Annotated in this window: 7 protein-coding genes; 5 read left to right on the top strand and 2 right to left on the bottom strand. The window is 35.1% G+C overall.

All coding sequences use genetic code 11. The features are described 5' to 3' along the window. Positions 1-40: 40 nt before the first annotated feature. Positions 41-1,717 carry a glycoside hydrolase family 28 protein gene (locus tag P0R33_RS21405; RefSeq protein ID WP_276173191.1) on the bottom strand — a complete coding sequence of 559 codons (1,677 nt, stop codon included), beginning with the start codon at positions 1,715-1,717 and terminating at the stop codon, positions 41-43. Between the two features lie 476 nt (positions 1,718-2,193). On the opposite strand from P0R33_RS21405, the gene P0R33_RS21410 reads away from it, so the two are divergent. From P0R33_RS21410 to P0R33_RS21420, 3 genes are all read left to right on the top strand, one after another. Then, complete coding sequence (locus P0R33_RS21410; RefSeq protein WP_276173192.1) at positions 2,194-4,659, top strand: right-handed parallel beta-helix repeat-containing protein; 2,466 nt, start codon at positions 2,194-2,196, stop codon at positions 4,657-4,659. Positions 4,660-4,858: 199 nt separating this feature from the next. Then, on the top strand, positions 4,859-5,923 hold the full coding sequence (locus P0R33_RS21415; RefSeq protein ID WP_276173193.1) for a Gfo/Idh/MocA family oxidoreductase: 1,065 nt from the start codon (positions 4,859-4,861) through the stop codon (positions 5,921-5,923). Then, entirely contained in the window at positions 5,920-7,500 is a 1,581-nt protein-coding gene (locus tag P0R33_RS21420) for a sodium:solute symporter (RefSeq protein ID WP_276173194.1), read from the top strand. The genes P0R33_RS21415 and P0R33_RS21420 overlap by 4 nt, the downstream gene beginning before the upstream one ends. Before the next feature lie 334 nt (positions 7,501-7,834). Here the strand turns inward: P0R33_RS21420 and P0R33_RS21425 are convergent, their stop codons facing one another. Next, positions 7,835-9,046 carry an MFS transporter gene (locus tag P0R33_RS21425; RefSeq protein WP_276173195.1) on the bottom strand — a complete coding sequence of 404 codons (1,212 nt, stop codon included), beginning with the start codon at positions 9,044-9,046 and terminating at the stop codon, positions 7,835-7,837. Positions 9,047-9,175: 129 nt separating this feature from the next. On the opposite strand from P0R33_RS21425, the gene P0R33_RS21430 reads away from it, so the two are divergent. Together P0R33_RS21430 and P0R33_RS21435 are read left to right on the top strand one after the other, a co-directional pair. Beyond that, positions 9,176-9,967, top strand: coding sequence for a helix-turn-helix transcriptional regulator (locus tag P0R33_RS21430; protein ID WP_276173196.1), 792 nt, complete (start codon positions 9,176-9,178; stop codon positions 9,965-9,967). Between the two features lie 435 nt (positions 9,968-10,402). Beyond that, on the top strand, positions 10,403-12,589 hold the full coding sequence (locus P0R33_RS21435) for an alpha-rhamnosidase (protein ID WP_276173197.1): 2,187 nt from the start codon (positions 10,403-10,405) through the stop codon (positions 12,587-12,589). The last annotated feature ends 5 nt before the right edge of the window (positions 12,590-12,594 follow it).

Below are 12,594 nucleotides of genomic sequence, written 5' to 3' on the forward strand. Positions count from 1 at the left end.
AGCTAAATTGAACTTATATCACTTATATGGTTCAAAAAAATTAAAATTTCACCGCTTTTTTAGGAACGTTTTTATCAACAGTTGTCGTCTTAGAAAAATTAATCTTAGAGCCGCTCAAATCAATATTTTTGCTCGCTTCACCATTAATTGTAATCGCATTTGATGAAGAAGGATTAAACTCGATGTTTTTCAGTGAAAGATTTTTAGTATTGTAAATTTCGAAAGCATTCTTCGCTTCGATATCCAATTGTGCGTTGTTGATTTTAATTCCGTTGGCATCAATTATAGAAAAACCTTTTTGTGCTTTAGCAATCAGGTTTGTGATTTCAATATTTTCCAAATTCATTTCAGGAAGACCTTGTAAAAATACCGCTTGCTGAGCGCCTTTGATTGTAATGTTTTTGATCACGATATTTTTAAACTGAGGCGTTTCTTCGTTTACTGGAATTGCTTTTGTGCTAACAGTATTTCCTCCATCTGCTAAAGTCTCAGCGATCGATTTTCCTCCGTAATACAAATCAAAAGAAATTGCCTGAGATGGAATATCGGTCATAAAAACATCCGAGATATAAACGTTTTCTACAACACCGCCACGCCCGCGAGTACTTTTAAAACGAAGACCAACATCAGTTCCCATAAAAGTACAATTAGAAACGTGTAGGTTTTTTACACCGCCAGACATTTCACTTCCAACTGTAACACCGCCGTGACCGTGATACACGATATTATTTTTTACAATGATATTTTCGCATGGAACACCTCTGTCACGTCCGTCTTTATCTTTTCCAGATTTAATGCAGATTGCATCGTCACCCACATCAAAACTTGAGTTTTCGATTACTACATTTTTACAAGATTCTACATCAAGTCCGTCGCCGTTTTGAGAAAACCATGGATTACGAACAGTTATATTTCGAACAATTAAATCTTCAATTAATAATGGGTGAATATTCCATGCAGGAGAATTTTGAAAAACAGGTCCGTCAAATAGCACTCTTTTACTATTTTGAATGCTGACCAAAACTGGACGCAAGAAATCATGAATAGCTTCAAAATCTTCTTTCGTTTTCAAGTCAAGACGAATGTTCTGATCAGCACCTTTAGCACCTTTTAAATATTGTTCAGAAGGATACCAGCTGTCTTTCTTTTCATTTAAAACTCCGCCAGAAGCTACAAATTTCTTCCATTGTTCATCTGTTAGTTTGCTCTTTTTAACTTGTCTCCAAGCTTCACCAGAACCATCCCAAACACCATTTCCTGTAAATGCTATATTTTCTAAATTTTTACCATAAATAGGAGAGATACATCGCCATGTATTTAAACCTTCAAAGCTGGTTTCGATTATTGGATATAAAGATTTATCGGTACTGAATTTGATTAATGCACCTCTTTCTGCATGAAGTTCAATGTTACTTTTTAGAATGATTGGACCCGTTAGCCAAATTCCAGGTGGAATAATCAGTTTTCCACCGCCTTTTTTCGAAAGTGCATCAATAGCTTCTGCAAAAGCTTTTGTATTTAAAACGTAACCGCCATTTACTGCTCCAAAGTCTTTTAGATTTACACTGTACTGCGGAATTACAGGCTCTTGAACTTCAGCCATTTTAAACTCAATATTTTTATAGGTGTCAGCAGATTTTTGTGCAGAAACTGTATTGAAACTCAAAGCAAAAGAGGCGAGAGCGACACATAAAAGGTTTTTTCGGTTAGTTTTCATTATTATTCTATTATAGTTAAAAGTCTTTTTTTGGGAAAACCGATTCACTAATAATTCAATTTTTTATTACTGAAATTTTTATTCAATAAATAAAATTACTGTTTTTTAATTTGAAATACTCAATGTAATCGATTACACAAAACTATTAAAAAAATAATATGAAATGACAGTTTTAGTGCGTTTATCACAGATTTTTTATGAATTTAACTTTTTTTGATTCGGAAATGAAAGGATAATTAAAATCCGAATTTTCGAAATGAATGTCTTGAAGTCAATAATACAGGAGGGTACAGGATGCTTGTCATTTTATATTCTTTTAAATTGTCCCAGTTATTTGGTAAAAGTGTTAAAAATACATTTATTTGTAAAAATTATAGCGTTTTTAATTAATGCCTCGTAATTTTATCTCAAGAAAAAAATCAATACTATAAATAATGCGTTTAATTTCCTTCAACAAATTACTGATTGTTTTTTTAATGGTATTCACAATTTCGGCAAGTGGAGCTGAAATCTGGGTTTCACCATCAGGAAAAGATTCGAACATCGGAACAAAATCAAGTCCGTTGGCAACGGTTCATATGGCAATGCGAAAAGCGAGAGAACTTCGCCGTTTAAAAGATCCATCGATAAAAGACGGAATCCGAATTATAGTAATGAACGGAACGTATTATTTAAACGAATCTTTATTTGTGCGTCCTGAAGATTCTGGAACTGCAGACAGCCCAACAACAATCGAAGCTGATGTAAATGCAAGACCCATTATAAGCGGTGGAATCGAAATTAAAAACTGGACAAAATCGACAACGGTTATCAACGGACTTAAAAAAGGTGCTGTTTGGGTGACTGATGCTCCTAAAAAAGCAGGAAGTCTTATTGATTACAGACAATTGTGGGTAAATGGCAAAAAAGCCGTTAGAGCCAAAAATACTGCCGGAACTACAATGGAGCGTATTTTATCGTGGAATCACGAAGAACAAACCTGTTGGATTCCGTTTAAAGATAAGTCGGTTAAGTTTGAACCGGGAATGGAAATGTTTATTGTGCAATGGTGGTCGAGTGCTAATCTTCGAATCAAAAATATTGAAGTGCAGAAAGACAGTGCCAAACTTTCGTTTGAAGAGCCAGAAAGCCGCATTCAAAGCGAGCATCCGTGGCCTGCTCCGTGGATTTCTAAAAATAATGGAAATTCAGCTTATTTCTTAAACAATGCTTTTTCACTTTTAAATGAACCTGGAGAATGGTATTTAGACAAGAAAAATGCTAAAATCTACTATGTTCCGAGAGCTGGTGAAGATATTAATTCGGCAATTGTAACCGCGCCTGTTTTAGAAAATCTGGTTGAAGTAAAAGGAACAATCGATTCTCCTGTTCATCATTTTCAATTTAAAGGAATTTCGTTTCAATACAGCAACTGGCTTCGTCCTTCGCAGCAAGGTCATGTGCCGTTGCAGTCTGGTTTATATTTGTTAGACGCTTATAAATTGAAAGTTCCAGGAACGCCAAATCAGGCAAATTTAGAAAATCAGGCCTGGGTGGGAAGACCTCGTGCAGCGGTTGAAGTTAATTATGCTAACAATATTCAGTTTGAATCGTGTCGTTTTGAGCATTTGGCTTCGACTGGTTTAGATTTAAATAAAGGAACAAATCATAATACCGTAAAAGGAAATTTATTTAAAGATATTGGCGGAAGTGCCATCAATGTTGGAATTTTCTCTGAAGAAGCTTTTGAAGCGCATTTACCTTTAATCATAAAAGATGAAAGAGAAATGTGCTCGGATGAAGTGATTGCTGATAATTTAATCACCAATGTAACCAATGAAGATTGGGGAACTTTAGGAATCAGCGCTGGTTTTGTTCGAAATATTACGATTGAACACAACGAAATTTCGGATGTATCGTATTCCGGAATGGCAATGGGATGGGGTTGGACGCATACGCCAAACGTAATGCAGAACAATAAAATTCTGGGGAATAAAATTCATCATTATGCGAAACATTTACATGATGTTGCTGGAATTTACACGCTTTCGGCACAACCAAACAGCCGAATCGAAGAAAATTATATTGATAAAGTGTACAATAGTCCGTATGCGCACGATCCATTTTTATGGCTGTATTTGTATACCGATGAAGGAAGTGAAGGTTTTACGATCAAAAACAACTGGATTGCCGAAAAGAAAATCCTTAAAAACCATAATGGTCCAAAAGGAAATATTTGGGAACATAACGATCCGTATGTAAGTAGTAAAATAAAAGATGCTGCTGGAATTAGAGCTCCTTATAAAGATTTAGAAAAAGAAGTCGTAATCGATGAAAAATGGGGATTGCAGGAAATGCCAAAACCGTATGCAATCGAATTGATAGGTTCTGATTTTGATATGGAAAAAATCAAATCGACTTTAACAGGTTTTAGAATTGTAGGTCAGGAATTGTACCAATGGAAAAATCATTTGGTGATTTACGGAAAAATGAATCAGCCCGAAAGAACAAAACGAAAACTGGCAGGTGCTTTTCCTTCTTTAGAAATTAAAATCTATGAAGATTTGGTTTATGATTTCCAAAATTTCGAAAGATGTAAAGACTCAAAACCAGCATCAGATTGGGAAAATGTGGTTTTAACAGCGAATCTTCCTGCCGATGAAAAACTCCAAAAAGAATATGTGGAGTATCATAAAACGCAATTCGAAAAATGGCCAGAAGTAGCCAAAGGTTTCTGTAACGCCGATTTCCAACAATTGCAGGTTTTCAAAAAAGACAGACAATTAATTTTGGTAATTAGTATTCCAAAAGGAGAAAATCTGGATAAACTAAATCCAAAAACAACTCAAAATAATCCTCGTGTAGACGATTGGAACGCCTTAATGAAAAAATACCAATCTGGAATTGAAGGCGCAAAACCAGACGAAACCTGGATTTTCTTAAACAAAGTAGAAACGAAATAATATGTAGTATCCTAACAGGTTTCCAAAACCTGTTAGGTATTCTTACGTTCAAAGAAATATTAGCCACAGATTAAAAGAATTAAAATGATTTTTTTAATCTGTGTTAATCCTTTCAATCTGTGGCTTAAAAAACATACCTAACAGGTTTTGGAAACCTGTTAGGATATTCATAACTATCAAAAACCTAAAATAAAGACCAATGTTAAAAATAGCCATTCTAGGACTTGGAGAAGGACGAAGCACAATGTCGGCTGCTATAGAAAGTTCAAAACTAGAACTTGTTAAAATATGCGACCGAAACGAAGAATTGTGCAAACAGCGAGCAAAAGAATTCGATTTTCATTCGTACACCACCAATTACGATGATTTATTGAATGATTCGTCAATTGATATTATCGCGATTTATACACCCGATCATCTACATGCACAACATGTAAAACAAGCTTTACTGCACGGAAAACATGTCGTTTGCACAAAACCGTTTATTGATGATCTTTCGGATGCTAAAGAATTGCTAGAATTAAGCAAATCAACTGGAAAGAAAGTTTTCATTGGGCAAAGTTCTCGTTTCTTCGAACCAGCCAAAAGACAAAGAGCTGATTATGAAGCAGGTTTAATTGGAGATTTAATTACAATCGAGGCTCAATATCACGCCGATCACAGATGGTTTTTGAAGAAAGAATGGTCGCTTTTGCAATCGTTTAAATGGTTGTACGGAGGTTTGAGTCATCCTGTAGATTTTATAAGATGGTATTTGCCAAATATTCAGGAAGTAATGGGGTACGGAATGATCAGCAGTAACGGACAAAATGCAGGTTTGAAAAATGAAGATACGATGCATTTTATTTTCAAAGCTACCGATGGAAGAATTGCTCGCGTAAGCGGTGTTTACACTTCGCCAACTCAGCCAGCACAACGTGACAGCGGAATGAGCACGATTTTAAGAGCAACAGAAGGAGCAAGTCAGGCAGATTATCATGAATTGCGTTATGCCGTTACAGACAAAACGGGTGAAGAAAAAGTAATTACTTGGGGCGATAGCACGATAAAATATTATTTCCGTTTTGAAGGACAAAGTCATCATGGCGGGGAATATCAGAATTATTTAGAATATTTTACAGACAGTATCGAGCAAGGTTTTGAAGCTTATCCAAATATGGAAGAAGGAATTGGAACTGTGGCTTTATTACAAGCAATGGACAAATCTTTGCAAACTGGAATGCCGGTTAAAATTACCGATATTCTTAACGAATACGGATTATGAACAGTATCTACGATAAATTAACCACGCTCGATTTTGTAATTGTTGCTGGTTATTTAGTGGCTTTATTAGTCATTGGATATGTGGTAAGTATGAAGCAGAGAAAGAAAAACGAAACACTTTTTCTTGCCGGAAACTCTTTAAACTGGTACAGCATCGGGTTTAATATGTGGGGAACCAACGTTGGGCCTTCGTCATTATTGGCTTTTGCAAGTATTGGTTACGCTACGGGAATTGTAGCGGGAAATTTTGAATGGTATGCTTTTGTGTTTTTACTGCTTTTGGCAATGGTTTTTGCACCAAGATATATTGCTAGTAAAGTAAGTACGATGCCCGAATATATGGGGAAACGCTACGGCGACAGTACACAGAATATTTTGGCTTGGTACGCTTTGGTAAAAATATTAGTAAGCTGGCTGTCTTTAGGATTATTCAGCGGAGGTGTTTTAGTGCGTCAGATTTTAGGAATTCCGATGTGGCAGAGCGTTACTGTTTTAGTGATTTTCTCTGGAATTTTTACATTTGCTGGAGGATTGAAAGCGATTGCAAAAGTGAATGTTTTTCAGATGATTCTGCTGATTGTGGTTTCATTGACACTTTCCTTTTTAGGTTTACAGAAATTAGGAGGAATTGATGTTTTAATTGCAAAAACACCATCAAACTTTTGGAATTTAGTTCGTCCTTCAGATGATGCGCATTATCCGTGGCCTGCTATTTTGTTAGGATATCCGGTTGCTGCTGTTGCTTTTTTCTGTACTGATCAATCGATGGTTCAGAGTGTTTTAGGTGCGAAAAACCTAGAACAGGGACAATTGGGAGTAAACTTTATTGGATGGCTGAAAGTGATGGCTTTGCCGTTGTTTATTCTTCCTGGAATTTTGTGTTATGCATTATATCCTGAATTAGGAAGCAATTCTGATTTGGCTTATATGACAATGGTTACGAATCTTTTTCCAAGCGGAATGAATGGTTTGGTAATCTGTGTTATGATTGCAGTTTTGGTGGGAACAATTGGTTCTTCATTAAATGCTTTAAGCACCGTTTTTACGAATGATATTTATGTGAAGAAAATCAACCCGACGGCAACTATTCAGGATCAAATTAAAATTGGCCGATTAACAATTGCTGCAGGATGTGTTTTTGCGATTCTAATTGCCGTTGCAATTGACAATATCAAAGGACAAAATTTATTCAACATTTTTCAGGCGGTTTTAGGTTTCTTGGCACCTTCGTTATCTGTTGTTTTCCTTTTGAGTGTTTTCTGGAAACGCACCACTAAAAAAGCCGTAAACGCAACGCTTTCTTGGGGTTCTGCTTTTAGTTTGCTTATTGGGGTTTTATATCTATGGATTTTCCCTGCCGATAAATATCCAGTTTGGCCTCACTTTTTATTGATTTCATTTTACATTTTTGCTGTGCTTTTAATTACAGCAGTGATTATTTCTTTAACCGATAAAAATCCTGAAGTTAATGTTTCAGATGAAACAGATATTCCTAAAACTAGTAAAAAGGTAAAGCTTTTATTTGGTTTGTTGGGATTGACGATTTTGGTTTTGTATTTGGTTTTTAATGGTAATTAATAAATTCAAAGAATTTCAAACATAACCCGTGGTTTCAACTACGGGAACGAAATGTGTAACATTACGTTTACCAAAATACGTTTCCCGTGGTTGAAACCACGGGCTATGTTTTAAAAAAGATTATAAATAAAGCAAAGCTATTTTATAAGTTGCCTCCAGTTTTAACTGGAGGTATGTATAATACAAATAGAAAAAGGCTTTAGTTAAATTGTAGATATTTGGCTAAAGCCTTTTGAGCTTTGTTTATTGTTTTCGTCCAGCTAAACTGGACGCAATTAAAATCTTAAATTAAAAATAAAACTTTGCGTCTTAGCGACTTTGCGAGATTAAAAAATTACTCAACCTTCTTTTTCTTCTCCAAATTAGGCAAGAATCCAGTAAGAATCCCAATTAAAGGAAGAAAAGCGCAAATCTTAAACACATATTCAATACTTGTAGCATCGGCAATTTTTCCTAAAATAGCAGAACCTAAACCGCCCATTCCGAAAGCAAATCCGAAGAAAAGACCAGCAACAAGTCCGACCTTTCCAGGCAATAATTCAGTTGCGTAAACTAAAATAGCAGAGAAAGCAGAAGAAAGAATTAATCCGATAATTACAGATAAAGTTCCAACCCAAAATAAAGAAACGTAAGGAAGTAATAAAGTAAACGGAGCAACGCCAAGAATTGAAACCCAGATTACATATTTTCTGCCGTATCTGTCTCCAATTGGCCCACCAATTAAAGTTCCAGCTGCAACAGCACCAGAGAACAAGAATAAATAGACTTGAGACTGCTGAATTGAAATATGGAATTTATCAATCAAAAAGAAAGTATAATAACTTGTAATACTGCTCATGTAGAAAAACTTAGAGAAAATCAGAATCAATAAAACAACTAACGAAACAATAACTTTATTTTTTGATAAATGATACGTTTCAACTTTATATGCCGATTTGTTAGCGTTTCTCTCAGATAAATGTGCCGTGTACCAAACGGCAATTTTATACAATGCAAAAATGCCGACTAAAGCAATAATGCAGAACCAAGCTACAAAACTCTGTCCGTGTGGAATAATGATAAAAGCCGCCAATAAAGGACCGATAGCGCTTCCAGCATTTCCTCCTAATTGAAAGATAGACTGTGCTAATCCTTTTTTTCCGCCTGAAGCTAAATGGGCTACGCGAGAAGATTCTGGGTGAAAAATAGAAGATCCAATTCCGATTAAACTTACTGAAAGTAGTAAAAAAGTAAAATTAGTCGAAATAGAAACCAAAAATAATCCGATCATTGTAAAGCACATTCCAACAATAAGCGAGTATGGTCTAGAATTTTTATCGGTATACATTCCCACAAACGGCTGTAAAATAGAGGCTACCATTTGATAAGTCAAAGTAATAATGCCAATTTGAGTAAAACTTAAACTAAAATTATCTTTTAAAAGCGGATAAATAGAAGGAACAACAGCTTGTAAAAGATCATTAATTAAATGAGAAAAACTGATGATGAATAAGATCGAATAAGTGGTTTTTTTAACTATGTCAGGATTTGCTTTAATGGTGTCCATGTGGTATTTTTTTGATTTTTAAATTAGGTTAAAAAACAACAGCTGTATTATTTTTTGCAAAGATTAAAAGAATACTAATGTCAGAATTGCTATATTTGGACAATGAATAACCAGATTCGGACATATCGAATGGCGCAAGAACATGGATACAGAGTTGATCCATCGATTCCTGTTATTGGCTATACTGAAATGGTAACCAACGAAATGTGTGTTTCGCACTCACACCCAAGAGGTCAACTGATCTATGCAACTCGTGGCGTGATGAACGTTGTAGTAGGCAATCATATTTGGGTTGTGAATCCTTTGCAGGGTTTGTGGCTTCCGGGCGGAGTAGAACATCAGGTTACTTTTCAGAAAGACGTTAATTACTACAGCGTTTTTATTGATCCTTCTTTTATGGAAGGATTGCCAACAAACAGTTTTTCTTTTGATATTCCAATGTTCTTAAAACAGTTGGTTTTTAAAATTATTTCTTTTGGAGTTGAAGGAAACCTCACTCCGCCACAAAAAAGAATCATTTCTGTTTTCTTAGACGAATTGGCTTTAATCGAGCCAAGTGCGACTTTTTTGCCTACAACAAATAACGAAAGACTGCAAAAAGTAGTCGAACTTTTAATGGAAGATATTGCCAGCAAAAATACAATTGAATATTACGCCGAAATTTCTTTTATGAGCACTAGAACTTTGTCTCGGTTATTCATCAAAGAATTGGGAATGAATTTCAGCGACTGGCGTACGCGTTTAAAATTATTAGAAGCTATAAAACGTTTGGGCGAAAAACAATCTATTAAAGAAATCGCCTTCAATTTAGGTTATGAAACTACTAGTGCCTTTATTTATATGTTTAAAAAGCATTTAGGAAAAACGCCTTCTAATTATATTTTAGAAGATGAAAATGAATCTGAAAGGATGATTGCTTAGATTGTAATTCTAAATTAGAACACGGATAAAACGGATTCGCTATCGCGAAGACGCTAATTGACGAGAATTTTTTAAACACATAGAAACATAGATTTTTTTACTTAGCGAAATAGAGAATAAATAATGACTAGTCATTAACACATAGCTATGTGTATTTATGAAAGTGAAACGCCTTTTATAGGCAAAGCAATTCTATGTTTCTATGTGTTTAAAAAATAAAATCCGTTTTTGTCCGCGTCTTCGCGATAGCGAATCCGTTTCATCCGTGCCCCATAAAATTATAACATCATTTTTTTTAATACTAAAAAAGTGATAAGCCATAATTTTTCCCTTAAAAAATTATCAAAAAGTATTATTTTTTATGAAATAGCAGGATAGTGCAGGTTGTGAAATGTAAAAATAACACTTATCTTTAGTCCCAAAAATACACTAACTATGCTAAACCGCTTTTCAATTTTTAAGACTTTACTTCTTTTTGTTGCTCTTCTTTGTTGTTCGTTGTCGTCAGCACAAGAAAAGCCAAAAGAAGCGACATGGATCTGGTATCCAGGAGATTTTGAAGTTTGGTTAAGCAATAAAATGCAAGTAAGACGTACAGAACGCGAAGCTGTGTTTCCTCCGCTTTGGCAATATTACAGCCCTTATGCTTTGGTTACTTTTCAAACAGAAGTAGATATTCCGCAACCAGACGAAGTTAAAATCTTCTCAGAAGGACCTTTTCAATTGCTTTTAGATGGCGTTCAAATTTACGGACAGCCAAAATCAATCGCAGTTCCTGCCGGAAAACACAAAATTTCCTTTAAAGTGTACAATCAGGAAGTGTTGCCAGCTATTTATATTTCAGGTCAATATGTTAAATCTGATGCTTCTTGGAAAGTAACCAACGAAGATAAACTTTGGATTGACGAAACTGGAAAAGCGCAACAATCTGGTACGCCATGGGTTCCTGTTGGTTCTTGGAATTTTAATTCACCAGAAAACAAACCTTCAGGATTTAAATTAACAACCAAACCTTTAAGTGCTAAAAAGACAGAAAAAACAGGAAATGGTCAATTAGTAGATTTTGGTAAAGAAACTTTCGGCTATATTAAAATTCACGGTTTAAAAGGTAAAGGCAAACTAGCACTTTATTATGGAGAATCTCGTGAAGAAGCTTTGGATTCTGCCAAATGTGAAACTTTAGATCATTTATCTTTTGATGGAAAGCAGTCTGAAACTTATACACATGATGGATCAAAAGCATTCCGTTATGTTCAGGTTCAAGCAGATGCAGGTGTAAAATACGATTCGATTTCAATGCTTTATGAATATTTGCCACTGGATTATCGTGGAGCATTCAAATCTTCTGATGAACAATTGAATAAAATTTGGGATGTGTCGGCTTACACGATGCATTTAACTTCTCGTGAATTTTTTATTGATGGAATCAAACGTGACCGCTGGGTTTGGTCGGGCGACGCTTATCAAAGTTATTTAATGAATTATTATTTGTTCTTTGATTCGGCTTCGGTAGAGCGTACGCTGTTAGCGCTTCGCGGAAAAGATCCTGTCACAGCTCACGTAAATATCATTATGGATTATTCGCTGTATTGGTTTGTAGGTGTTTACGATTATTATCTGCACACGGGCGATACGAAATTCATCAAAACTTTTTATCCGAGAATGAAATCTCTTATGGATTTCTGTCTAGAAAGAAGAAACAAAAACGGATTCTTGGAACCTTTAGAAGGAGACTGGGTTTTTATTGATTGGGCAGATGGACTTCCAAAAACGGGTGAAGTTAGTTTTGAGCAGATGCTTTTAGCAAGAAGTTTAGAAGCTATGGCTGTAAGTGCTGAAATCGCTGGTAAAACCGAAGACCAAAAGCAATATCAAAAATTAGGAGATGATTTAAAAACCAAATTATTTGATGTCTTTTGGGATAAAAAAGAAAACGTAATGAAACACCAACGTATCGATGGTAAAATGCAAAATATTGTAACCAGATACGCTAATATGTTCGGTATTTTCTTCAATTATTTTAATGAAGAGCAAAAACAAAGCGTAAAAAATAAAGTATTGCTTAATAAAGATGTTCTTCAAATCACAACTCCATATATGCGTTTTTATGAGTTAGAAGCATTATGCGCAATGGGCGAACAAAACTACGTTTTAAAAGAAATGAAAGATTATTGGGGCGGAATGCTGAATGAAGGCGCAACATCTTTCTGGGAAGAATACAATCCGAATAAAAAAGGAACAGAGCATTTAACAATGTACGGTCGTCCTTACGGAAAAAGTCTTTGCCACGCTTGGGGTGCAAGTCCGATTTACTTATTAGGTAAATATTATTTAGGTGTAAAACCAACTGCTCCGGGTTATTCCCAATACGAAATCAAACCAAATCTTGGCGGTTTAAAATGGATGGAAGGAAAAGTGCCAACACCAAACGGAGAAGTTGCTGTGTATTGCAGTACCAAAGAAATCAAAGTAAAAGCAGGTGAAGGAGAAGGAAAATTGATTTTTGAAAGTGCCAGCAAACCAAAAACAAACTCAGGAACCATTACAGAATTAGCAAAAAACAAATATCAATTGATTGTAAAACCAAATGTGGAGTATAAAGTGAGTTATAAGGCTTTATAAGTTAT

This window comes from Flavobacterium sp. YJ01 (genome assembly GCF_029320955.1).
GTDB lineage: Bacteria > Bacteroidota > Bacteroidia > Flavobacteriales > Flavobacteriaceae > Flavobacterium.

Bases quoted from the DNA above. Each gene is read 5' to 3' on its own strand.
- P0R33_RS21405 (WP_276173191.1), bottom strand. From the start codon at position 1,717: ATGAAAACTAACCGAAAAAACCTTTTATGTGTCGCTCTCGCCTCTTTT.
- P0R33_RS21410 (WP_276173192.1), top strand. From the start codon at position 2,194: ATGGTATTCACAATTTCGGCAAGTGGAGCTGAAATCTGGGTTTCACCA.
- P0R33_RS21415 (WP_276173193.1), top strand. From the start codon at position 4,859: ATGTTAAAAATAGCCATTCTAGGACTTGGAGAAGGACGAAGCACAATG.
- P0R33_RS21420 (WP_276173194.1), top strand. From the start codon at position 5,920: ATGAACAGTATCTACGATAAATTAACCACGCTCGATTTTGTAATTGTT.
- P0R33_RS21425 (WP_276173195.1), bottom strand. From the start codon at position 9,046: ATGGACACCATTAAAGCAAATCCTGACATAGTTAAAAAAACCACTTAT.
- P0R33_RS21430 (WP_276173196.1), top strand. From the start codon at position 9,176: ATGGCGCAAGAACATGGATACAGAGTTGATCCATCGATTCCTGTTATT.
- P0R33_RS21435 (WP_276173197.1), top strand. From the start codon at position 10,403: ATGCTAAACCGCTTTTCAATTTTTAAGACTTTACTTCTTTTTGTTGCT.